Raw genomic sequence first — 22,186 nt, 5'->3', positions numbered from 1 at the left:
ATCGCGAACCCGCGCTAGTGCACGGGATGCAAGGTATTGGGGGGGAATTACGAGGCTTGCGGGACGCCAGGTAGGCTGAAGCCTCGTTGGCTGGGGCTTGAGGTCCGCGCCTTTGTCCAAAGCGAGAGCTGCCAGAGGCAAAGCAACTGGTGTGGCAGTGAGTTGGACGGGCATGCCGCTCAATAGTCGAAGACTGTGCATAAATACAGTGCATCAATCGGCGGCGACCCAATGCTAGGTGCCTATTTTTTGCAGAGTGGTCATTGCAACCAGCTCTTTTCACGAACGCGGCAAAACTCAACCACGAACGCGCAAGGGGAAATTGAAAAATAAATGGGCAAAGAAAAAGCCGCTAAGTCCTTGAGACTTAACGGCTTCTTGTATGTGGTGCCCGGGGCCGGAATCGAACCGGCACGCCTTGCGGCGGGGGATTTTGAGTCCCGTGAAGAATTGAGGATTCATGAGGCCTGCGGGCCGATATGTTCCGGTTTTTTGGGCGCACTTCTCTATAGGCAGAGAAGGCAAAACCGGAACACTTTTTAGCCCACTGGCTTCAGCCTCCGGACGCCGCCGTAATGGCGCTCGGTCAGGCGTTCGTCGCTGTGCTGCAGCAGCTTGGATGCCTCTTCCAGGCTGCCCGCTTTCTGTGCGGCGCGCTTGCGCATGTCCCGCAGGTAGAGCTGTTTGATCGCCTCGGCCAGCTCATCGTCGCCGCGTTCGATGGCCTTCTCTGCGGCCGTGCTCCGGGCCTTGTCCCATCCATAGCGAAGCGCCTGTGGTGACACTGGCTGCCCGTCTGCAGTGGAAAGTAGCATCAGGTGATCGGCCCCCAGAGCCTTGCGTCTGCGCACCAGGTCGGGCAGAACTGCGGAAAGGTTCAAGTCCCACTCGGCCTCCTTGCCGGTCTTGCTGGCCTCCAGCGTCAGCAGGTTCCCGCGTGGCATCAGGACCGTGATGCAGTCTGTAAGGCGCATGCCTGTGGCGGATCCGAGGTCCATGCAATCCTTGATGTGCTGGGCCGCCTCGGCATAGATCGCCGCAAACACATCGTCCCGAACCTTGATCTTGCGCGCCTTCTCCTTGTTCTTCCACTTGCTGCGCTCCATCCCGGCCGCCGGCCATGGCATGGAGGTGAGGCCTTCGCCGCGCGCCCAGTTCCAGATGACGGAGAGCAGGGCCATCTCCCGATTGCCCTGGGTCTTCGCCGTGCGCTTCGTCAGGTAGCCCTTGATTACCGGCAGGCTCACCTGGTCCCAGGTGGCTTCGGCAAAGACTGGGCGCATCATTCTGAGATTCTTGGCATAGCCCTTTTTGGTCTCTTCGCTCTTGTATGTTGGCAGGACTTTAGATTCCCAGCCGGAGAAAGCCTCCTCGAGCGTGCCTGTTATGCGCGCGCTGTGGGTGCCGTTTTCAGTGATCTCTTTCCATTGGGCGATTGCTTTATCGAAGTCGGTGCCAAGAGGAATCTCCCCGTTTCCTTCTGTTGATGCGTCATAGAAGTAATACACCACGACCTTGCCGCTTTTACGGCGGCGCGTCCTGGTGCGCAGTCGTGGATAAGCTCCAGTCATCTGACAGCTCCCAAGTTAATCCCGCGCGACGGCGTGAAAACCACTCCGGTCAGCCACGCCCGAGCATGAGCGCGAGAGACAAGAATACGCCTGCCCAGGCGTTTATGAGGGATTCCCTCTTTCTTCAAAAATGCTTCTTGCTGGTCCAGCTTCCCAGCTGACGCCATTCGCTTAATTTCTTGTGGCAACAGGAATTCACCAGTTTGATCCATGGCGACCTCCATTAAAAATGGCCCTTGCGGGCCGGCGGTTGGGTTTCAAAGGTTCGAGCAGAAGGCGTGCGGCCTGGTTGTAAGCATCCCAAAGCAGCAGACCATCGGTGCACCGCTCCTGCTGGCCGCCGGATAAGCCGGCCGCGCAGCAGGTAGGGCAGTTGAAGTGGTGGGCGATGTAGGCCTTGTCTTCTGGAAGGCCCACGGTGCTGGCGCTGGTCGCCATAGTCATGGCTTCATGAAAACAAGCCAGTGAGTCATTCCCGAGCGGCCACTGACTTGGCCGAACAAAGGCTTTTCAGATGTCAGGGCTAGGACTTCCTTCACTTTCACCTGCGTTTCGTTCCACTTGAACACCAAGGTTCCACCTGGCTCCAGCACGCGGAAGCACTCGGCAAAGCCTTGGCGCAGGTCTTCGCGCCAGTCTGGCCCCAGCTTTCCGTACTTGGCTCCAAGCCATGATTTCGGTCCGGCATGAATAAGGTGAGGTGGATCAAACGCCACCAGCTTGAAGGCGCTATCAGGGAAGGTCAGCGCGCGGAAGTCCATCAGACAGTCGGGCTCAATTCGCAGAACACGCTGGCCAGATGCATTTCCCCGCGAGTTGTCCGTCACGATGATGGTTTCGCTGCGCTGGTCAACAAATACCGCGCGCGAGTCGGTCTTGTCGAACCACATCATTCGACTGCCGCAGCAGGCATCGAGGACGCAGGGCGTCATGTTCATATAGGTGGCTCCCAGAAAGAGAAAAGCCCGCTCGATGGCGGGCTGGTGTTGGCATACTTCCCCAGTCAGAGAAGGGGAGAAAAATGGCTTATGACGTGTGGCAGTCTTGCATGCTGATTGATATTGGGCTCAACAAAAGCGAGTGTGCATCCTGGGTTCAGGCTTGGGGGTCAATTGGTGCAATTGCAGGATCCTTTTTGCTCGCAAAACTAACAGACCGTAAGGCGAAGCAATCCTTAGTAACGACCGCCAAACTAAATGCGCAGCTTGAGATGATTCCACTGGCATCTCGTTTGCGAATTAGCGCGGAGATATTTTCAACGTTGCATAAGGACTGCTCGAAACTTCCTGCTGCGGAGTCGAGCTTGAAAGTTGTTTCGGAGATGTTGCGCCGTGTGTTCTTACCCGGAGCAGATTGCATTCAGGTAATCGCATCAGTTGATGTTGAATGCGCCAAGGCCTTGTCTATTGCTGTCGAATCCTTGCGTCAATTAAAAAGCCATATTGAGGTGGAGCTCCGTTACAAGGGTGATCCATCAGAATTCCATTGGGCCTCTATCGTTGGCCTCTTGTCCTACCTCGATGTGAACACAAACGAAGCTAGCAGCAGAGTCGAGAAATTTTTGGAGTCTCAGGGAGTGCCACTAGACAAGCGCTAGCCATGCTTTTTAGCCTTCTCCTTGCAATCAGGGGCGGCGCCTCAGAGGGGCTCAAGCATCAGCTCACCTCTTGAGGTTCAGTGGCTTCCGACTGCTTTTCGCGGAAAACGATTTTCGTCTTCTGGCCAGGCTCTGTTATGGCCACGCATTCGAGTTCTGGCCCTTTTGGCGGAGGGTTGCTCACCCACTCCGGTGGCTCAACATACAGGCCGGCCAGCACCAGGAGGGGAATGCAGGCGAGGCCGGCGTCTGTCAGGCGGATGGTCGCGCCTTCTTTGTGCTGTTCTTCTTGCTTGATGCGCTCCACCAAACCCTTGCGCTCGAGCGCCTGGAACGTGGTGATCAGTGCCCAGGTAGAGCCGAAGTGATGAAGGCTGCACATGCACTGGATCTGACGGTGGCTGATGGTCAGCGCAAAGGCTGTGCTGGTGACGTAATCGCGGAAATTGCTCATTCGATGGTCCTTAAATGCAGAACCCCGCTCAGTGGCGGGGCTCCGGTTATCGATATTCCCGAGCGGGAAATATGTGCGTTCAGGCGGTCTGTTTTGCTGATTCATTCCCGTTCGGGAAAGTCTGGAAAGGGCGCTCACTTGCTCTGCTCCTTTTCAACTCGCCAGCACAAGTCGCACAGAAACTTGCATTCGTTTTCCGACCGTGGATCGCCCACGGCCTGCCCACAGTTGTGGCTGCAAACCTTTGTCGCAGGATCGAACGCGGCAAGCGCTTTGGGGTCGGCACGTGGCCACGGTACTGGATCAACATTGCTCTGCTCCTTCTGTGGCTTGGCGCGCTGGGTGAGCGAATACTGCGGTGGGATAACGTCTTTGACCGTCTTGCAGGCGGGGCAGACATGGCGGTATCCCTTACCTGGCGGGATGTAGAGTCCAGTTGGCGGGTCGTGCTCCGGATGGATGCACGTTTTGTCTGAGGGCAAGTCGAAGAACATCACTCCCCCCCTTGCGCAGCCTGGTCGTGGATGATGGTCGGGCCTTTGCCCCAATCGTCATCGGCTCCCTGCCATGGATCTGGGAGCCACGATGGCCGGGGCGGTACTTGCACTGGGTTATCGGACGCTTTCAGGTGCACGCGCTCGGCATAGATTTCAAACTCTTCGCGCTTTGCTGCATCCCAAGATGCGATCACACCAGCGCTGGCGTCATAGCCAATGCACAGTCCCAGGCTCGATATGCCTTCATTGCTGCGCGCCTCAAAATAGCGCTTGCGCTTTGTCATGGTGCTATCCTGTTTTCCCGTTTTTGGCCGGGAGGTCATATGTGGAAATGCAAACACTGCGGCTTGCTTGTGATGTTCAGTGCCGTTGAACCAGAAGTGGATGCGCAAGGCTGCTACTTCCTGTGCCCGGCGTGTGAGCACAGGAATAAGCTGGAGAACGTGGATAAGTCAGGCGAGGGCATTGCCCTTGCTCAGCCTTCGGACTGATTCGCCGGGGCGCGCCGTTCTTCTTCTGCGCGCTTCCAGTAGCCGTCAACTCGTCCTATGCAGTAAGCCGCGGCTAGAACAGTTGCGCCGAGGCTGATAAATAGGCACGTCTCGCCCATCACTCACCCCCTTGCGCTGCCTGGGCGGCGCGCTGTGCGGTCTTGGGCGGGTGAATGGTCACATCGCGTTGATCGCCGCCGTTGATGGTGATGGGCTTGCTGGTGTCTTCGCCCTTGTGCTTGAGGTATCCAACCACCAAGGAGACAAACATGCCGGTTGCAACCGACATGGCGTCGGCAATCCCGACTTCATCAAGAAAGCGGTCGAATGCCGCGCTGAAATCGTCGTGTGCTTTGGACATCACTCCCCCTTTGCTGCCGCGATAGCGGCGCGGTCGATGCTTATCCAGTTGGTGTAGAAGCCTTTGCCCCATGTGATCGTGTAAAGCACGCACAGAGCAAAGATTCCCCATTGCTGGGTTTCCCAGGCTGCATAGAACCAGAATGGCTGGCCGACGAGGCCGAAGACTGAGGCCCAGCGGCGGCGCGCGGCCATGGTCGATTGAGAAAGCGCCACGGCTGTGACGCCAAACAGTGCGATGAATAGCTGGGCGATCACAGGAGCGCTCCCTGCACTTCTGCATCGCGCCGGTTGTAGCCATGGCGATAGCCGCGCTGATAGTCAGACTCAGCATCCCGCGCGTCTGCCTGAGCCACATGCATGGGCAGGGGCGAATGCTTCGGCTTTGCTGCCTGCTTGGCCCGGATGGCTTCGACCTTTGTCCAGATGCGCGCCAGCTCCGTTTCGCCGCATGCATGCATATCGAGGCCGTTGGCCAGGCACAGCGCGGCCAGAGTGACCATCACGCCGCCGGCTTCCTGAGCGGGCTCACCCCAGGGGCGGCCGTACACGTAGTCAACAAGCTGATGCGCTTCGCTGGCCGTGCAGCCGCACGACTGCACCAGCTCCAGGGCCTCTTCCAGAAAGCGGTGGTTGCGCTCAATGCGGTCAGCGGAGATTTCGGCGCCGAAGCAGGCCATCATCCAGGGCTGAACTCGCTGTTGGAATGCCTGCGCCAGGGGTTCTGCGGCTGGCATTTGCAGCCCGGACACGATTTCGTTGTAAAGGGATTCGTATCCGTATCGCTCATCGTCACTCATTTTGTGAATGTGCAGATACTTGGCTTGGTACTCGTCAACCGTCAGAAGGCCGCTCGGTTTCGCCGCCTGCGCGGGAAGTCCGGTAGCAGTAGCCAGCAGGGCGCGCAGCTTGGATTCGATGGCGTCTTGAGCAGACTGCACATCCACTAAAGATCCTTCTTCATCCATAACCTTGATGATTTCTTGGCGATGCAGCTCAACCAGCGTCATCACTTCCTTGATGGGTGCATCAGGCTCTGGCAGTACCACTGGCGCGGCTGCTGCAGGCGCTGCCGGGGTGGCGGCAAGCGCGGCGCGCAAATTTTCGCGGACGTTGTGCGTGAGGTTCAGGCCGTCCTCTTCCAACCAGTCCAGTGCTGCCTGCGCCGCAGCGCGCAAGTCCTGGGGCTCTGCCACGGCTGCGGGCGCTGCCTGGGGTGCTTCGCGCAGGGTTGCCTTTTTTCTCAGTACACCGGACGCCACGGAGTTCACGTATTGGGCCAGCTTGTCGCCAACCTCGCCTTCTCCCACTCCGTTCTCGCGCCCGAGGAAGATCAAGGCTTCGCGCAGATTTGGGATGTTCACCCCTTCCAGGTATTCGCTCTTGGGCAGCGCTGCCTGGGAAGCGGAGAGGTTGAAGCCTGCTGTGAATGCGGAGGCAAACGCGCCGCCAATATCCGGCACGATCGCGTGCTGCTCGCAGGTTTTCAGGTATTCGCTGAGTGCTGCTGCTCCAGAGGTGAGGACATCTGCTGCGGCTGGCTCCTGAATCTGGTGCAGGCACTGGCCGCGCGCTTCAATCGCCGCTTCATAGCCCAGCACCCACATAGCCTTGTCATTGGTGTTCAAGCAGTCAGGTGCATCAGCGATCGTGATCTTGTTTTGCATATAGGTGGCTCCCAGAATGAGAAAAGCCCGCGGCGGCGGGCTTGGGTGTTGGTGGTCAGGCGACTTTTCGGGCCTGGCCTGCTTCGCTGTAGTTCGCGGCCACGATCAGCCGCATGGGTAGGGGGCTGACGCTATTGCCGGCCATTCGCACCTGTGCCGTTTTCGTCAGGGGCTTGCCTGCGGCCGTGCGGTCGATGATGTAGTTCGGCGGAAAGTCCTGAGCGTTGTAGAGCTCGCGCGGCACCAGCATGCGCAGCGTGATGTCTACGATTACCCAGGGCTCTCCCTTGAGCCAGACGGTCACCAGTGCGAGGCGGTCGCGGGTGGTGATTGTTGTGACCGGCTCGCGCAGGTCCGCCCACTGCCCGCCGCTGCCGTGGTATCGCATCAGGAATGCAGCACAGCGCAGGGCGCCGGCCTCATGCTCCGGGCTCAGTCTCGGCTGCTCCAGCTTTGCGGTAATCAGCTGCTGCTGGCTGCCGCTGGTCGTGACTGTGGACATGCCCTCTCGCAGATCCCTTGCCGGTGTGGTGTTGAATCCGCCATTCGCTTGCACCATGAAGGCCGTGGCAAGGCTCTGCCCGCCGCCGCTGGCCGTCACTGTGCCCACGGACCCGGTGATGTCGTTCGTGCCGTGGCTGCGGCGCTTTGTGGCGCCTGAGCCTTCGCCGTGACCCGCCTGCACAAGATATGCAGACGCCACCGCATGCTTGACGCTGCCCGCAACCATGGTGCCGATGGCTGATTCAATATCCATGGCGCGCGGCTCTTGGCCCTTGCGCTCCCCATACCCAACCTGAACCATGGAAGCGGCAACTAGTCCAATTGTGGTGCCGGTACCGGGCCGCACTGGATTTCCGCCCGCCGTCACGGTAGGCACAGACTCACGTAGATCCACGCCGACAGAGCCGGTGTTGAACTTGGTGATGAAGGCTGCGTGTGCTGCAGCTGGGGCAATGAATGGATCTTTGCTGCCAATCACATACTTCTGCATGCCGTGCTGAATGCGGCGCATCGTGGCATCGGCCAATGGCTTCTTCCGACCGAATATGCTCGTGCCGGGAATGCTCCAGTCGATGCAGTCGGCGGCTGGCTTGTGGGGTTTGAGTTTGCCAACAGGCTTCTTGGCATGGGTCTTTTCGGGCCAGACGATGGGCAGACCGTCCCTGCGCGCGATCATGTACAGGCGAGTTCGGGTGCTGTGGCAGCCTAGGTCTGCATTGCAGATCACGCGCCACTGCACGACATAGCCCTGATTGCGAAGCATCAGCACAAAGCGATTCCAGGTCTTGCCAAGCTGTTTCTTGTCCGGCACAAGGTACTGATTGCCGCGCGGCACGCGCTCGCCTGGCTCAGCCACGCGGTATGTAACCTTGCCTGATGCATCCTTGATCTTGTCCAGCGTAACAACGCGGCCGGTTTCCGGGCAGCGCTTGGCAATCAGCCTGCACCAGAGCAGCATTTGCTCCACGTTCTCCAGGGTGATGACATCAGGCTTGGCGATGCCGCCCCAGCGAGGCACGACCCAGGCCAGGGAGCGAATCTCTTTGCTGCGCGGCTGGCCGCCCAGCGCCTGGCTGTGGTGGGTGCAGTCCGGGGAAGCATGCAGCAGTCCCACCGGCTGACCGCCCGTGGCTTGACGGGGGCAGACCTCCCAGATGTCGGCGCGGTAGTGGCGCGTCTGGGGGTGGTTCGCTTCATGCATGCCGATGGCGTCGGCGTCATGGTTGATTGCAATGTCAACGTGGCGGCCGATGGCCTGCTCAATGCCTGTGCTGGCTCCGCCGCCACCGGCAAACAGGTCAATCACCAGCTTGGCAGACAGTGCCAACACAAATTGAGGGGTAAGCATAGGGCTCCAGAAAGCAAAAAGCCCGCTCAGGGGCGGGCAGTCGATTCATTGATGTGGGCACTCGGCCCAGTTCATGCAAATCTATGAATACATGGTCAGTGGCTGGCGCTGGGCGTCTGGGTAGCGGGCGTCAGGAGCGCGCGTTGCCCGCTGGCATCCATTCGTGACACCAGCCCCTCGGCTTCCATGCGCTCCAGCAGTGCGGCGGCGCGGTTGTAGCCGATCAGCAGCTTGCGCTGCACATACGAGATACTTGGCTTCCGGTCCTTGCGCACCAGTTCCACTGCCTCGGCATAGAGCGGGTCCGGACCGTCGCCAGCAGCTTCGCAGTGAGGGGCGGGCGCGGTCCTGGCAATCCTTACCGGCAGAGTTTCCGCAGGAGGCGCGTTCTGAAGCGAGGCGGGCAGGTCGCCCAGGCCGGTTCGACCTTCACCGCCCAGCGCTTCGATCAGGTCGGGAATCAGGCGGGACAGCTCACCGGTGGCAATGGTCACATCGGTATCAAAGCCGCTGTCATCCTTGCTGTTGCCGTCCATGACCGCATCCAGCAGCGTGATGTTCTTGATCTGCAGGCCCTCGGTCAGCACAAAGCTCACGCGGTCATCCCAGGTCATGGCCAGCTTGGTGGGTAGCTTGCCGTGCTCGATGTGCTGGCGGACCTCATCAATATCCAGCGGGTGGCGGGCATAGCGCACCACGGCCTTTGACTCGTCCGTGGCCTTCAGCTCTGTCTCGCGGTCTGCGGTGAAGCCGGTGGGCGGCTCCTGCGTCATCAGCCAATGCGCCATGGCGGCCTGTGGGCTGGTCTGGGTATCCAGCAGTGCCAGGGCAAAGCCGGGCAGGCCTTCGACCAGCAGCGTTACCACCTCGTCGGCGCGGCCCTGGGCGCTGGTGTCGAGTACCAGAGTGCGGGCCTGCGGATCGATCCAGACCCACATGCTGCCCTGCTTGGTGAAGGCCATGGGCAGCAGGTCCAGCTTGGCCTCGTCCTTGAGGTCGCGCTTTTCCTTCTTTCCTGGCTTGCGGCCCTCGGTCTTTTCGATGTGCTCAGCTTTCTCGTTGACCTTGCGATTGAGCACGCTGGCCGGCAGCACCTTCGCCTCGGTCATGAAGCGCATCACCCATTGACCTGCCACGGATTCGACCAGAGCGCCGTGAGCCTCGCCGCGCGGTGGCACCCAGCCCACGGAGCGCTCCTGGGTCGCACCGCACTCCTCAAAGACTGTCTTTTGCAGCGCATCTTCCAGCAGCTGCAGATCGCTCTGCCAGCTTTCGGCAATACGGTACATGGTCATGTTCTTGAACATCGGGTCTCCAGAAAAGAGAAAGCCACCGGAGCGGTGGCGGATTGGAAGGAGGCGGGCGCCGCAATCACGGCAGCTCTTTCAGGCATTGCACGGTCTTGTCGTCCAGCCATTCGGCATGCATGCCCGGGCAGGCGAACTCATCGCGCAGGTTCTGGGCGATGGTCTGGGGCTCATCGGCCTGGGCATCCGGCACAGCAAGCCAGGCCAGACCCATGCAGAGGGCGACGATCAAGATCAGGGCTTCAAGTAGCTTTGTCATCGTTTCACTCCTTGGCGCTTATGCAGCAAGCGCGATCGGCTATCAAAAATGATTAATCAGACGGGCCATGCTTCGGGCGTGAGGGTCATCACCACGACCGCGCCGACCAGGCAGAAGAGGCCGAGGCCTGTGAGCGCCCATTGCGCCGCGATCAGCAGCTTTGTCGTCGGGGTGGTAGCGGGAGCGGAATGCATGGAGTCTCCTTTGGGCAAAGAAAAAGCCCGCTGCAAACGCTCGCGGGCCTGGATAAAGAGCCGGTGACCTTTCGGGTCACGCCTGGGGAGGAAGGATTGGAGGGATGAGGTAAGCCCCAGACCCGGCTGAAAGGGTAGATGGCGCAGCGGGTTCGCCAGATGAGGGTCCAGCTACAAGTTTGCGCACTTGGGTTTAAGAAGGGTTGCCGCGCCATCTGGCGTGACCACTGTCGCCACGACGCAAGCGCCGTGTTCCTAATTGCCGCCAGCCCAGGCCCATTCCTGAACTGCCGTACCTGCTCGAGTGGTCACGCCGGATGGCCCTGGTATCGCCCAGGGGTGGCGAGTGTTTTGAGTGGTGGGCCGGGTCGTCCGGCCTATTTGTCTCGCATGTGTTCTCCTTCGCAGCGCGCGGCTGCCTGGTTGGGATGCTTTCGCTGGCATCTATTCAGCAGTGCTCTGGTCTCACGCGTTGCACTTCTTTCCGCGTGCAGTCCCCTCTCGGCGTGAACATGCAGGAGTGAACCCACATGCCCGGACTGCTTGCCCCGTGTACCGACTTGCTCGGCTTGGGGACGGGTTTAACCCGCGCCAGACGCTGTTGATCACGGCGGCCGGCCATTTCCACTTTGGATTTTTAAAGACCCGTGGCACGCGGCTCGATCGCTTGGCACCCGGCGCCAGCAACACGGTGATTGCGGCGTTGAATGGATTTAAACATGGTGTTCTGCAGATGTCAACACAGTGTTTGAACATGGTGTTTTTTTATGGGCGTGAAAAAGCCCGCCTAAGCGGGCTGATTACGGAGCGGTAAGGCTTAGAAAACCATGGCGTCAGGGCCAACACAGCCTGCCACGCGGTCGACGCACTCGATGTCCTCTTTGCTGATCGTCATTGGCTCGTAGCCATTGTTGATGCTCACGAACTGCATTTCATCGCCCCGAGTCCAGTTGAACTGTTTGAGCAAGCACTTCCCGTCAATCAGCTTGACGACCACATCACGGCCTGATTGCGCCTCAATGCTGGGGGTGACGACTACGTACTCTCCAGCGCGGTAGCGAGGATGCATGGAGTCGCCCTTGATGCGCAAAGCATATGCGCGAGGGTCGCCAGTCCAGTACTCAACCCAGCCTTCAGTGCCGTTGTCTTGAACTAGATAGCCATCGGGTCCACCGCGGACGCTCCCCGTGACTGGGACGCGACGAGATTTCTTCAGCTCAAGCGCTGGCTCAACGTTAGAGGGTTCGGTTGTTATTGAGTCTGTTGTCATTGGTCCGGTGCCTTGTCGTAACCACTTCACGCTGATGCCCCGCTCAGCAGCGGCCACAAGGCCGTCGCTGGAGGGGCCTCGCGACTCCCAGTTTTTGGCGGTCTGGGAGTTGGCTAGCCCCAGAAACAGGGAAACGTCAGTAGGCCCGATGTCGGACTTACCGGTGATATGGGCCACGGCCTGGTAAATGCGTTCGGTTACTGGATGCATAGGTGTAATTTTTAAACTTATTGTTTAAACATGCTGTTGCGGTTAATCCGAACATGGTGTTTAATTGCAGGCATGAACGCACCAGCCACAAAACTGATTGATCGCCTTGGTGGAAGCACCGCTGTTGCCAACCGACTTGGTTGGTGCTCACTCAACGGATCGCGCCGAGTCAACAACTGGAAGCGCCGAGGCATACCACCCGCCGTGCAGTTGGTGCACGAATGGCTCCGTCCTTCTGCCGAGCCCGGCAATCCGGACCAGCCACCGCCCGCCGCTTAACTGCGCGTCACTCCCTCTTCTTTCGGTTGCATTTATTTCCATGCAGCCAGTGTCTTTCCCCGCGGCCCAGCCCGCAACGTCCTTTTTCTGGAGAACCGGACATGAGCACACTTGATGCCCTGCGCCGTGGCGTAGATAACTATCCTGGCGGCCGCGAAGTGGTGGCCGTTCGTATTGGCAAGACTGGCGAGGTTCTGCGCAAGGAGCTGTCCGGCGCGGCCTCTCACAAGCTGGGCGCGGTGGATGCACTGACCATTGCCCGCATTGCCTGCGAAGAAGGCCGCCCCCACTGCTATGACTATGCCGCGATGGTGGCCCAGGAGTGCGGCGGCCGCTTTGAGTTGGTGACAGAGCCTGCCGGCGAAATTGCCAGCCCCGTTGCCAAGGTCTCGAAGCTGGTGCTGGAGACCTCCCATGTGACCAGCGCTGTGATCGAGGCCATGCAGGACGGCGTGATCACCGATAACGAGATGGCGCAGATCGAGCGCGAGATTGCCGAGGCTGAAGAAGTGCTGCGCAAGCTGCGCCAGGCCGCCCGTGCTGTGAACGAGGCAGGCAAGCCAGCAGGCGAGCGGAGGGCTTCCTGATGAATGCCATCACCACCTCCACGGCTCTGACCATGAGCAGCCGCGACATTGCGGAGCTGACGGGCAAGCGCCATGCTGACGTGATGCGCGACATCCGCAGCATGATGGACGCGCTGCAGCAAAACGCAGAATTGCGTTCTGTTTGTTTTTCAAGCACTTACGTGGGCGAGAACGAGCAGAGCTATCCCCAATACGAGCTGGACAAGGACACCAGCCTGACGCTGCTGCTGGGCTATGACCCAGTGGCTCGCATGAAGGTGGTCAAGCGCTGGCAGGAGCTGGAGGACCTGCAGCCTGCGCCAGCACAGCTGACACGCCTGGACATTCTCAAGCTGGCAATGGACTCGGAGCAGGCCCGCATCGAGGCTGAGGCGCGGCTGGCGCTGGCTGCCCCCAAGGTTGAGTTTGTCGACCGATACGTGCAGCCAAGTACTGGCAGCATGGGCGTTCGTGAGGTATGCAAGCTCCTCGGCGCCAAGCTGAACGCATTCACTGACTTCCTGCTCAAGCGCGGACTGATGTACCGCACCACGCCACAGGGCCCGCTGACGCCGCGCGCAGAGCACATGCACAACGGCCGCTTTGAGGCCAAGACGGGCACGGCGGAGCATGGCGACACTTCGCACGCCTTCGTTCACTACAAGTTCACCGCCAAGGGTGTGGAGTGGATTGCAGGCCTGTGGTGCCAGCATCAGGTGCGCGAGAAGATGAGCAGCGAGGTGGCTGCATGAGCTGGTCTGCACTTGCATGGGCCGTCCGTCAGCAGCTGCCCAGCACCCAAAAGTTGGTGCTCATCATGCTGGCAGAGCGTCACAACAGCGATACGGGACGATGCGACCCCAGTCATGAGCGCCTGGCTGAAGACTGCGGGCTCACTCGTCGATCTGTCATGGATCAGGTCAAGAAGCTGGAGGAGTCCGGCTACATCCGTGCGATGAACCGCGCAAAGGGTGCTCTGAAGCTGTCGAATCACTATGTCTTGAACCTCAGTTTTGGTGTTCCCGAGAAGGCGCCAGCACTGCCGAATGATCCATTTTTGGTAGTGAAGCACGTTCACCAGGGTAGTGAAGCACGTTCACCAGGGGTAGTGAACCACGTTCCAAACGTAGTGAACGACGTTCACCAGGGTGGTGAAGCAGGTTCACATAAACCAGTAACTGAACCTGTAAAAGAACCTTTAAAGAAAGAAAGGGCGCCGCGCATGGCTGCGCCAGCACTACCCCGACCTGATGGCGTCACCGAGCAGACATGGTCTGATTGGCTGGCACTGCGTAAAGCCAAAAATGCGCCGGTGAGCATGACCGTCCTGACGCTGGCTATTGCCGAGGCTGAGAAGGCATCGCTGGATCTGGAGAACTTTCTGCAGATTTGGTGTCTGCGCGGCAGTCAGGGTCTGCAGGCCGATTGGCTCAAGCCAGCTGATTTGACTGGTCGCCCCAAGACCTCCAAAACCCCGGTGCGTGACAACTTCGGCGGCGTGAACTACGGCCAAGCGAGGAAGATCTGATGGACTTGCTTGCATCCCGCATACACCGCCCGCCCTTGACGCGCGAGAGCACCTGCCCGACGCATGGCTTGTTTCTGAGCCGTTGCCATCTGGGCGACATCTGGACCAAGTGCAACCTGTGCGCTGATGAAGCGAAGGCTAAAGAAGATGCTCAGGCCCAGGACGAGCAAAAGCGTCGTGCCCGCGAAGCGTGGGAGAAGCGCCTTGGTTCGGCCGCCATCCCTGAGCGCTTCCAGAGCTGCCGCTTGCGCAACTACATAGCGGAGACCCCGGAGCAGCAGGCAGCGTTGCGCTTCGCCAAGGACTACGCAGACAACTTCTCCGCGGTGCAGAGCAAGGGCCGTGGCGCGATCTTCGTTGGCAACGTCGGCACAGGTAAGACGCACTTAGCCGTCGGTATCGGCATGCAGGTCATGCACACGCATGGTGCTTCAGTGCTGTTTAGCACGGTCGCCCGCGCTGTCCGTCGCATCAAGGACACCTGGGCCAAGCGCAGTGGAGAGACCGAAGGCGAAGCCATTGCTGCGATGGTGTTCCCAGACCTCTTGATCTTGGATGAGGTTGGAGTGCAGTTTGGCAGCGATTTTGAAAAGAACCTGCTGTTTGACGTGCTCAACGAGCGCTACGAGAAGCGTAAGCCGTCACTGTTCTTGTCAAACCTTTCCATAGACGATGTTGCCGCGTTCCTGGGGGAGCGTGTGATGGATCGCCTGCGTGAGGATGGCGGCGACGTTATGCCGTTCCAGTGGGAAAGCTTTCGCGGGAGGGCGACAGAGTGAACAAGAAAATGAAGTTGACGGGACACACGCTGAAACTGGTTCCCAGGACCCCGGGCTCCAAGTACGGCAACAGGAAGATCACTGCAGCGGGTGGCGGCAAGTTCGACAGCTTGGCCGAGCTCCACCGCTGGTCACACCTGCAGATGCTGCAGCGCGGCGGCCACATCAGCGATCTGCGCCGGCAGGTGGTGTTCGAGATGGTTCCATCAGTCAAGTTTGCTGGCGCTGCGCGCGCCCGTCCTGCGATTCGCTACATCGCCGACTTCGTGTACCTGGAGCAGGGCGCCGAGGTGATCGAGGATGTGAAGGGCGTAGAGACCCCTGAATTCAAGATCAAGCGCCACCTGATGAAGGCTCTGCTGGGGCGGGAAGTGCGGGTGATCAAATGACCCAGGCACTGAACCCCGCATTCTTTGGCAAGGTCGTGCCCCTGGCTGGCCAGCGCAAGCCGCCCAGCGCTTCGCGCATCACGCGGCTGGTGTGGCCGACCTATGAGCGCCTGAGCGATGGCCGCTATCTGATCGAGCACTGGATGGAGAACCGCTGCTGCAACCGGGTGCAGGTGGGCGGCAGCATGGTCTGCGTGGTCGACGACTACGGCAGTCTGGTGGCGGTATAGGACAGGGGGCGCGCATGGTGGTGAATGTGACAACGGGCACGATAGAGCAGCGCGACCCGAACGGCTGCAATCCTCATGAGCCCGGCGCCAAGCTGGATGCGGGCAAAGCTAGGCCTGATCTGGTTCTGAACGGCTTTCCACGCGCCTTGCTGGCCGTTGCCGAGGTCGCTGCATATGGTGCGCGCAAGTACACCGAGGAAGGCTGGCGCAGTGTGCCGGATGGGCGGCGCCGCTACGTTGCAGCCAAGGACCGCCATCGTCTGCAGGGTGCGATCGAGGCTTCTGATTCAGAAAGTGGGCTTCCGCATCTGGCACATGAAGCATGGAATGCACTGGCCGCCCTGGAGCTGGCGCTGAGCGCACTGGAGCAGGAGGGCGCCGGATGCTGAATCGACTGAGCGACAAAGAGCGCGCCCACCTGGCAGCGGTCAAGGAGCTGCCCTGCAGCGTCTGCGACCAGGCCGGGCCCAGCGAGGCGCACCACATCGAGCAGCGCCAGCAATACACCGTCGTGGCCTTGTGCGAGAGCTGCCATCGCGGCCCGCTGATGGGGCTGCACGGCCAGCGCCGCATGTGGGCAATCAAAAAGATGAGCGAACTGGACGCGCTGAACGTGACCGTGCGGCGCTTGATGGGCAATTGAAGAAAGAGGACAGGATGACTGATACACCAACGACTCAGGAACGCTACGCCAGCGCGACCCAATCGAGCAGCCTGCGAGTTGAGGCAGGCGTGCAAGGCGATGCCGACTACTTGATTGCCGCCGGCTGGAGCAAGTCGCGCTTCGGCGCTGCATTGATGCGCCTGCACAGCGAGTGGGATGCAGCTGCACGCCGCGGCTGCCAGATCCCTCGTCAGGCGACCCGCAAACAGATTGCGCAGCTGGCTCGGGATATCGCCACGGCGAAGCAATCGAAGCAGGTGGAGAAGGAACACTCTGATGCTGCACGCAAGCGCCTTGAAGACGGGTTTGTTGCTGAGCTCAAGGAAACCATGCGCATGCTCAAGATGCTCCCTGAGGTGCGCTTGCACCTGCAGCTGACTGCAGCGCTGGATCAATGCCCAGAGACGGAGTCCGTTTGCTGTGCTGTGCTCTTGCATTGGCTCAAACCGGTATGCGCCGCATGCAGCGGCCGCAAGTTCCAACTGTCGCCTCGAGCTGGGGAGTTGTCGTCTGTCGCCTGTAGGTCTTGCGGGGGCGCGGGCCATGGCAAGGTTCCAGGCGGTGAGCATGGGCGAAAGCTCCTCGCCTATATGGAAGACTGTGTCGGGCGCGCTCGGCAGGGCATACGCTCCCGGTTGCATGGCAGGGCTTGACACTGGGTCGCCTGCCTTTAGAATTGCGCTGTCGGTCGCAAGAAAAATCTTGCCACCAGTCGTCACCGTCCAATGCCCTGCATGCAGCCCGTAGCGGTGCAGGTAGCTAGAGAGGGGTAGACGCGCCTACAGCCCGCAGCAGATGCTTGTGGGCTTTTTTGTTTGTCTCCTTGCTGGCCGAAAGCCGGCATCTGCCGCCCTGGTTATCCTCGGCGGCTTTTTTATTTTGGAGTTCTCATGACGCAAGCCCGCCCTATCACTGATCACGTAGTCAATCCGGTCAATGACAAGCTGGTCGTTGAAGCAATTGATGAGCCCGGGGTTGGCGGCGCGCACCATGTCTATCAGGTGCGTGGCTATCACGCAAAGGGTGCTGATGAGACTGCGACAGTCATCCGGTTCCAAAACGGCCCCATTAATGAGGTCGGCGTGAATGGGCTGACACAAGAAGCACTGCTTGCGGTTGTCGTTGATCGCCTGCGCAGCTTTCAGTCTGGCCCCTTCTCGTGCCGTGAGAATGCATTGGCACTGACCAAGATTGAAGAAGCCATGCACTGGCTGCAGCAGCGAACCATCCGTCGCATGCGTGCTGGGGTAGAAGGCACGCACCAGATTGCACAAGGCGACGGAGCTGAGTGAAAGACCTGAACCCGTCAGCAATCTGACCTGGCCACCGATGGGTGGCCTTCTTGTTTTCGCTGCCACCGAGCACGCCCGACGATCACGCACATTGCTTCAGGGGCGGATCACTCGGTGGCGGCACCTATCCCGAGGAGAGCGAAGTGCTCTACACAGCAGAGAACGCAAGGGGTGCAACGGTCATTGATGTGGACACCGGCGAGCGCTTTGCCCGCGTGCTGGAGGTCAGCACCTCAGGCGGCTGGATCAAGGTTCACGACAACCCGAGCCGCCTTGATGCCCAGGGGCGCATAGCAGGCAGGCGCATTCGATTCCGTTCTGTCTACGCCATCAAGGGGCTGGAGCTAATGCCCTGCCTGTTTCACTGTTACGGGAGACTTCATGCTGGCTAGCTCTGTATTTGATAGTGTGAAGGTGGCTAACCTGCAGTCTGGTGACATATTGGTTATCAAGTGCCAGCAGGTGATGCCGAAACGCGCGGTAGACGCGCTTATGCAGAGGATGGAAGTACTCCTCCCTGAAGGTGTGAAGGCAGTGGTGCTTGACGGCGGCTTGGATGTTGAGGTGCTTCAGCCTGAGCGAGGCCAACAACAGGCCTCCGAAGTCGCGCTGTTGATCGAATCCGACATCCGTGATGGCGGACCAGTTGCAGACGCGCTGCATCGCACCTACGGGTTGCAGCGCCAGGGTCGCTAGATGCCACAGCGTCCTAACCGGCCGTGCCGGCACCGAGGCTGCAACGCCATTCACCGCAATGCCAACGGCTACTGTGACCAGCATCAGGAGCAGGCTCAGCAGGCCAAGCGCGGGAGTGCCGGGCAGTTCAGCGCCTGGTACACCACGACGAAGTGGCGGGCCCTGCGTAAGCGGCAACTCGCGGCGGAGCCCTTGTGCGCCTACTGCATGAGGAGCGGGAAGGTGGAAGAGGCTGTGGTGTGCGACCACATCACGCCGCACCGCGGCGACCCGGAGATGTTCTGGGCAGGACCTTTTCAGTCCCTCTGCCTCTCGTGCCACAGCGGTGAAAAGCAGCGTGAGGAACGGTCGATAAAGGGAAAACCCTAGGCTCCGATGCGGATTTGCCTCATTTTTGAGCAATAATGTCCGAATGTGTCAAAAAAACGACATTTCGAGGCCCCGGGGGAGGGGTGGGGCGAAAGTCCAGGCCCCTATCGGGAATCAGCCGCGCCCCCAGTCAAATTTTTACGCCCGCGAAAAATGAAATTTAAACCGGAGGCCCGATGGCAGGTGCTGCTGGGCGCTCTGGCCGTCGCCCGAAACCCACGGCCAAGAAAGAGCTGGCCGGCAACCCGGGAAAGCGGGCGCTAAACAAGTCAGAGCCGGACTTTGGTCTGGTTCGCAATATCGATTGCCCGATCTGGATGGGCGATGACGGCCGCGTCCTGTGGGAGACGTTGGCTCCGTTGTTGTGCCGAGAGCGCGTTCTCGAGGCGACCGACGTGCAGAACCTCGAGGTTTACTGCAACGCCTATGACCAGTTCCGCATGGCTCAGGTTGATGTGAAGGAAAACGGCGTAACCGTTGCAGGCGCCACAGGCGGCGTCGTCAAGAATCCGGCGCTCACGGCACTCAAGGAGGCTACCGCGATGATGGCCACCTACGGCGGGATGCTGGGGCTGGATCCATCGAGCCGGCAGCGAATCATGGGCAAGAAGCCAGAAGGGGGCGGCAATCCGTTTGCCGTGTTGATGAATGGCTAAGTATCCCGCTGTTGATGCCGCGCTGAAGTTCGCCAAGGACGTGGTTAAGGGAAAGATTCCTGCGTGCCGGTATGTGATCCTCGCCTGCCAACGGCATCTGGACGATCTCGATCGCGCCAAGGACGATGACTGTCCGTACTTCTTCGACCCAAAGGAGGCTCAGCGAAAGATCGCCTTGATCGAGTTGCTGCCGCACACGAAAGGTGAGTGGGCATTCAAGCGTCAGCTGGTGACGCTGGAGCCCTGGCAGAAGTTCGGCCTGGCCTGCACCTTTGGCTGGAAGCGTAAGCGCGACAAGATGCGCCGCTTTCGCGAGAGCTACTGGGAAGTAAATCGAAAGAATGGGAAGTCGGTGATCGCCGCCGGCGTTGGCCTGGCGATGTTCTGCCTGGACGACGAATTCGGCGCGGAGGTCTACTCGGGAGCCACAACGGAGAAGCAGGCGTGGGAGGTGTTCCGTCCCGCTCGGTTGATGGTCAAGCGTTCACCGATGTTGATCGAGGCTGCGGGCATCGAGGTCAACGCCTCGAATCTGAACAGGCCAGCCGATGGAAGCCGATTCGAGCCGTTGATCGGCAACCCAGGCGATGGTGCCAGCCCGTCTTGCTCCATTGTTGACGAGTATCACGAGCATGACTCGGACGCGCTCTATACCACCATGCTGACCGGCATGGGTGCCCGTAAGCAGCCGCTGATGTTCATGATCACCACGGCAGGCTTCAATATCGAAGGGCCGTGCTACGACAAGCGCCGCGAAGTTCTGGAAATGCTCGAGGGCACTGTCCCGAATGAGGAGCTGTTCGGCTGGGTGTGGACCATTGACGAGGGTGACGATTGGAAAGACCCGGCCGTCCTGGCCAAGGCCAATCCGAACATCGGTGTGTCGGTCTATCAGGAGTATCTGGAAAGCCAGCAGCGCCGCGCTGTTCAGCAGGCGCGCTTCACCAACACGTTCAAGACCAAGCACCTGGGCGTGTGGGTGACGGCCAAGGCCGGCTTTTTCAACGTCGCCCAGTGGGAGGCGCTGAAGGACGTCACCCTGACGCTGGAGCAGTTCGAGGGTCAACCGTGCGTGCTGGCATTCGACCTGGCACGCAAGTTGGACATGAATAGCATGGCGCGCCTGTTCTGGCGGGACATCGACGGGAAGCGGCACTACTACAGTGTGGCGCCTCGATTTTGGGTGCCTGAGGACACTGTGGCCAATCACGACAACCGACGCATGGCCGAGCGGTACCAGAAGTGGGTAAACGCTGGCCTGCTAGTGCAGACCGATGGGGCGGAGATCGATTACCGGGAGATCCTGGAAGAGGCCAAGGAGGCCAACCATTTGAACCCCGTGCAGTCGTCGCCGATCGACCCGCATGGCGCCACAAACCTGGCGCACCAACTGGACGACGAGGGCTTGACGCCGATCACGATCACCCAGAACTACACCAACATGAGCGACCCGATGAAGGAGATCGAGGCGGCTATCGCCTCGGGGCGCTTCCATCATGACGGCAACCCGATCATGACCTGGTGCATTGCGAACGTGATCGGCAAAACCCTGCCGGGCAATGACGATGTAGTGAGGCCGATCAAGCAGGGCAATGACAACAAGATCGACGGCGCGGTATCTCTGATCATGGCTGTTGGCCGCGTGCTGGTGCCGCCAGACGGCGAGGGCGACATGGACGACTGGCTGAGTAACCCAATACGGACGGGCAAGGCATGAACACACAGAAGAAACCGAGCCTTGCGGGTCGCGTGCGCGCGGCCATCGACGGTTGGGTGCGGTCCTTCAGTCTTCGGGACAAGGACCTCTACATAGATCGCGAGATGGCCAGCGAAGCGGGCGTGGACGTAACCCCGAAAGGGGTCATGCAGGTGGATGCGGTCTGGAGCTGCGTTCGTCTCATTTCGGAGACCATCGCAACGCTCCCTCTCTCGATCCATGAGAGAACGTCCTCGGGGAAGCGCCTGGCCAGCCATCACCCTCTGCACTTTGTTATTCACGACCAGCCCAATGCTGACTCTACGGCCTCGGTATTCTGGGAGGCTCTGGTCGCATCGATGCTGCTGCGAGGCAATGGCCGCGCCGAAAAGCTCTACGTGGGCGACAAGCTGGTGGGCTTGGCCTTTCTGGATCCGAACAAGCTGGTGATCACGCGGGACGCGAACGGCCACAAGATCTACCAGTACCCGCGGCCTGGCGGTGTAATGCGACAGATTCCGTCTAACAGGATCTGGAATATCCCAGGATTCACCCTGGACGGCGAGACAGGTGTCTCGGTGATCGCCTACGGCGCCAAGGTCTTCGGGGCTGCAATGGCGGCTGAGCGGTCAGCGGCACGGACATTCCGCAATGGCATGCTGCCGACGGTCTACTACAAGGTTGCGGCATTTCTGAAGCCTGATCAGCGCAAGATGTTCAAGGAGGAAATCGCCGGCTCCGTCGAGCGGGGGGAAACCCCGCTTCTGGAAGGCGGCACGGACGTCGGGACCGTTGGCATCAAGCCATCGGATGCCCAGCTCCTCGAGTCCCGGTCCTTCTCGGTGGAGTCGATCTGTCGCTGGTTTCGTGTGCCCCCCTGGATGGTGGGTCACACCGAGAAGTCCACCAGTTGGGGGACGGGCATCGAGCAGCAGATGATCGGCTTCCTGACCTTCACCCTGGGCCCTTGGCTGCGGCGGATCGAGCAGGCGATCAATACGGACCTGCTGGCGCCGGCCGAGCGCTCGCGCTACTACGCCAAGTTCTCTGTAGAAGGCCTGCTGCGCGCCGACAGCGCCGGTCGCGCGGCCTTCTATGCCGCGATGGTGAACAACGGGATCCTTACCCGCGATGAGGTTCGCGAACTGGAAGACCGCGAGCCGATGGGCGGCAATGCTGCAGTTCTCACGGTTCAGTCGGCCATGACCACGCTTGATTCCCTGGGGCAAGACGCCTCGGCAGCACAAACAAACCAGGCCCGCGCCGCGCTTCGCGCGCTGTTGGGCTTCACCGAAGAGCCGCAGAAAGGCTGA

Annotated in this window: 30 protein-coding genes; 17 read left to right on the top strand and 13 right to left on the bottom strand. The window is 60.1% G+C overall.

Annotated elements, in window-relative coordinates; translation table 11 throughout:
* Nucleotides 1–539: 539 nt before the first annotated feature.
* The 3 genes from CTR2_RS20835 to CTR2_RS20825 all read right to left on the bottom strand — a co-directional run bounded on the left by CTR2_RS20835 (nt 540) and on the right by CTR2_RS20825 (nt 2,509).
* The gene (locus CTR2_RS20835) at nt 540–1,571 is read right to left on the bottom strand and encodes a site-specific integrase (RefSeq protein WP_254913234.1); all 1,032 of its coding nucleotides are present in this window, start codon (nt 1,569–1,571) and stop codon (nt 540–542) included.
* Nucleotides 1,568–1,783 (bottom strand): phage protein, encoded by a 216-nt coding sequence (locus CTR2_RS20830; RefSeq protein WP_034380602.1) that lies wholly within the window; start codon nt 1,781–1,783, stop codon nt 1,568–1,570. Before CTR2_RS20830 ends, CTR2_RS20835 begins: the two co-directional genes overlap by 4 nt.
* A 228-nt stretch (nt 1,784–2,011) precedes the next feature.
* The gene (locus CTR2_RS20825) at nt 2,012–2,509 is read right to left on the bottom strand and encodes a class I SAM-dependent methyltransferase (protein ID WP_087081331.1); all 498 of its coding nucleotides are present in this window, start codon (nt 2,507–2,509) and stop codon (nt 2,012–2,014) included.
* A 110-nt stretch (nt 2,510–2,619) separates the two neighbouring features.
* On the opposite strand from CTR2_RS20825, the gene CTR2_RS20820 reads away from it, so the two are divergent.
* Nucleotides 2,620–3,168 (top strand): hypothetical protein, encoded by a 549-nt coding sequence (locus tag CTR2_RS20820; RefSeq protein WP_140400985.1) that lies wholly within the window; start codon nt 2,620–2,622, stop codon nt 3,166–3,168.
* Between the two features lie 58 nt (nt 3,169–3,226).
* Here the strand turns inward: CTR2_RS20820 and CTR2_RS20815 are convergent, their stop codons facing one another.
* From CTR2_RS20815 to CTR2_RS20775, 9 genes are all read right to left on the bottom strand, one after another.
* Nucleotides 3,227–3,622, bottom strand: coding sequence for a hypothetical protein (locus CTR2_RS20815; protein ID WP_087081335.1), 396 nt, complete (start codon nt 3,620–3,622; stop codon nt 3,227–3,229).
* 493 nt (nt 3,623–4,115) lie between these two features.
* A complete protein-coding gene (locus CTR2_RS20810) occupies nt 4,116–4,511 on the bottom strand; it encodes a hypothetical protein (protein WP_176391603.1) in 396 nt (131 codons plus the stop codon).
* A 217-nt stretch (nt 4,512–4,728) separates the two neighbouring features.
* Entirely contained in the window at nt 4,729–4,971 is a 243-nt protein-coding gene (locus CTR2_RS20805; RefSeq protein WP_087081341.1) for a hypothetical protein, read from the bottom strand.
* Nucleotides 4,971–5,228, bottom strand: coding sequence for a hypothetical protein (locus tag CTR2_RS20800; RefSeq protein ID WP_087081343.1), 258 nt, complete (start codon nt 5,226–5,228; stop codon nt 4,971–4,973). Before CTR2_RS20800 ends, CTR2_RS20805 begins: the two co-directional genes overlap by 1 nt.
* Nucleotides 5,225–6,637, bottom strand: coding sequence for a hypothetical protein (locus CTR2_RS20795; RefSeq protein WP_254913235.1), 1,413 nt, complete (start codon nt 6,635–6,637; stop codon nt 5,225–5,227). Before CTR2_RS20795 ends, CTR2_RS20800 begins: the two co-directional genes overlap by 4 nt.
* 55 nt (nt 6,638–6,692) lie before the next feature.
* Nucleotides 6,693–8,489 (bottom strand): DNA cytosine methyltransferase, encoded by a 1,797-nt coding sequence (locus CTR2_RS20790; protein WP_087081345.1) that lies wholly within the window; start codon nt 8,487–8,489, stop codon nt 6,693–6,695.
* Nucleotides 8,490–8,584: 95 nt separating this feature from the next.
* Entirely contained in the window at nt 8,585–9,796 is a 1,212-nt protein-coding gene (locus tag CTR2_RS20785; RefSeq protein WP_087081347.1) for a recombination-associated protein RdgC, read from the bottom strand.
* 64 nt (nt 9,797–9,860) lie between these two features.
* The gene (locus CTR2_RS20780; RefSeq protein ID WP_087081349.1) at nt 9,861–10,055 is read right to left on the bottom strand and encodes a hypothetical protein; all 195 of its coding nucleotides are present in this window, start codon (nt 10,053–10,055) and stop codon (nt 9,861–9,863) included.
* A gap of 56 nt (nt 10,056–10,111) precedes the next feature.
* Complete coding sequence (locus CTR2_RS20775) at nt 10,112–10,249, bottom strand: hypothetical protein (protein WP_176391604.1); 138 nt, start codon at nt 10,247–10,249, stop codon at nt 10,112–10,114.
* A 550-nt stretch (nt 10,250–10,799) separates the two neighbouring features.
* Here CTR2_RS20775 and CTR2_RS20770 point away from each other — a divergent pair.
* Nucleotides 10,800–11,063 carry a hypothetical protein gene (locus tag CTR2_RS20770; RefSeq protein WP_087081351.1) on the top strand — a complete coding sequence of 88 codons (264 nt, stop codon included), beginning with the start codon at nt 10,800–10,802 and terminating at the stop codon, nt 11,061–11,063.
* A gap of 3 nt (nt 11,064–11,066) precedes the next feature.
* On the opposite strand, the gene CTR2_RS20765 is transcribed toward CTR2_RS20770, so the two are convergent.
* The gene (locus tag CTR2_RS20765; protein ID WP_087081353.1) at nt 11,067–11,729 is read right to left on the bottom strand and encodes a S24 family peptidase; all 663 of its coding nucleotides are present in this window, start codon (nt 11,727–11,729) and stop codon (nt 11,067–11,069) included.
* Nucleotides 11,730–12,109: 380 nt separating this feature from the next.
* On the opposite strand from CTR2_RS20765, the gene CTR2_RS20760 reads away from it, so the two are divergent.
* The 15 genes from CTR2_RS20760 (at nt 12,110) to CTR2_RS20690 (ending at nt 22,186) form a co-directional block, all read left to right on the top strand.
* On the top strand, nt 12,110–12,595 hold the full coding sequence (locus CTR2_RS20760) for a phage regulatory CII family protein (RefSeq protein ID WP_087081355.1): 486 nt from the start codon (nt 12,110–12,112) through the stop codon (nt 12,593–12,595).
* Entirely contained in the window at nt 12,595–13,326 is a 732-nt protein-coding gene (locus CTR2_RS20755; RefSeq protein ID WP_087081357.1) for a phage antirepressor KilAC domain-containing protein, read from the top strand. The genes CTR2_RS20760 and CTR2_RS20755 overlap by 1 nt, the downstream gene beginning before the upstream one ends.
* Nucleotides 13,323–14,102 carry a helix-turn-helix domain-containing protein gene (locus tag CTR2_RS20750; protein WP_087081359.1) on the top strand — a complete coding sequence of 260 codons (780 nt, stop codon included), beginning with the start codon at nt 13,323–13,325 and terminating at the stop codon, nt 14,100–14,102. The genes CTR2_RS20755 and CTR2_RS20750 overlap by 4 nt, the downstream gene beginning before the upstream one ends.
* Nucleotides 14,102–14,881 (top strand): ATP-binding protein, encoded by a 780-nt coding sequence (locus tag CTR2_RS20745; protein WP_087081361.1) that lies wholly within the window; start codon nt 14,102–14,104, stop codon nt 14,879–14,881. The genes CTR2_RS20750 and CTR2_RS20745 overlap by 1 nt, the downstream gene beginning before the upstream one ends.
* Before the next feature lie 8 nt (nt 14,882–14,889).
* Nucleotides 14,890–15,270 (top strand): DUF1064 domain-containing protein, encoded by a 381-nt coding sequence (locus CTR2_RS20740; RefSeq protein WP_087084485.1) that lies wholly within the window; start codon nt 14,890–14,892, stop codon nt 15,268–15,270.
* Nucleotides 15,267–15,500 carry a hypothetical protein gene (locus CTR2_RS20735; protein ID WP_087081363.1) on the top strand — a complete coding sequence of 78 codons (234 nt, stop codon included), beginning with the start codon at nt 15,267–15,269 and terminating at the stop codon, nt 15,498–15,500. Before CTR2_RS20740 ends, CTR2_RS20735 begins: the two co-directional genes overlap by 4 nt.
* Before the next feature lie 14 nt (nt 15,501–15,514).
* Nucleotides 15,515–15,889: a dATP/dGTP diphosphohydrolase domain-containing protein gene (locus tag CTR2_RS20730; RefSeq protein WP_217896227.1), complete on the top strand. Its 375-nt coding sequence runs from the start codon at nt 15,515–15,517 to the stop codon at nt 15,887–15,889.
* Complete coding sequence (locus CTR2_RS20725; protein WP_087081365.1) at nt 15,883–16,143, top strand: hypothetical protein; 261 nt, start codon at nt 15,883–15,885, stop codon at nt 16,141–16,143. The genes CTR2_RS20730 and CTR2_RS20725 overlap by 7 nt, the downstream gene beginning before the upstream one ends.
* A gap of 14 nt (nt 16,144–16,157) precedes the next feature.
* Nucleotides 16,158–16,817, top strand: a complete 660-nt coding sequence (locus CTR2_RS20720; protein ID WP_310221559.1) for a hypothetical protein — start codon at nt 16,158–16,160, stop codon at nt 16,815–16,817.
* A 237-nt stretch (nt 16,818–17,054) separates the two neighbouring features.
* Nucleotides 17,055–17,456, top strand: a complete 402-nt coding sequence (locus CTR2_RS20715; protein WP_176391605.1) for an Acb2/Tad1 domain-containing protein — start codon at nt 17,055–17,057, stop codon at nt 17,454–17,456.
* A gap of 143 nt (nt 17,457–17,599) precedes the next feature.
* Complete coding sequence (locus tag CTR2_RS20710; RefSeq protein WP_087081369.1) at nt 17,600–17,848, top strand: hypothetical protein; 249 nt, start codon at nt 17,600–17,602, stop codon at nt 17,846–17,848.
* A complete protein-coding gene (locus CTR2_RS20705; RefSeq protein ID WP_087081371.1) occupies nt 17,838–18,152 on the top strand; it encodes a formyl transferase in 315 nt (104 codons plus the stop codon). The genes CTR2_RS20710 and CTR2_RS20705 overlap by 11 nt, the downstream gene beginning before the upstream one ends.
* Nucleotides 18,153–18,697: 545 nt before the next feature.
* Entirely contained in the window at nt 18,698–19,177 is a 480-nt protein-coding gene (locus tag CTR2_RS20700) for a phage terminase small subunit P27 family (RefSeq protein WP_087081374.1), read from the top strand.
* Nucleotides 19,170–20,894, top strand: coding sequence for a terminase large subunit (locus CTR2_RS20695; protein WP_087081376.1), 1,725 nt, complete (start codon nt 19,170–19,172; stop codon nt 20,892–20,894). The genes CTR2_RS20700 and CTR2_RS20695 overlap by 8 nt, the downstream gene beginning before the upstream one ends.
* The gene (locus CTR2_RS20690) at nt 20,891–22,186 is read left to right on the top strand and encodes a phage portal protein (RefSeq protein ID WP_087081378.1); all 1,296 of its coding nucleotides are present in this window, start codon (nt 20,891–20,893) and stop codon (nt 22,184–22,186) included. The genes CTR2_RS20695 and CTR2_RS20690 overlap by 4 nt, the downstream gene beginning before the upstream one ends.

Origin of the sequence: Comamonas thiooxydans, assembly GCF_002157685.2 — a bacterium.
GTDB classification, from domain to species: Bacteria; Pseudomonadota; Gammaproteobacteria; order Burkholderiales; family Burkholderiaceae_C; genus Comamonas; species Comamonas testosteroni_H.
The sequence above is the reverse complement of the archived record's forward strand: the minus strand, read 5'-3'. Positions and strand labels throughout refer to the sequence as shown.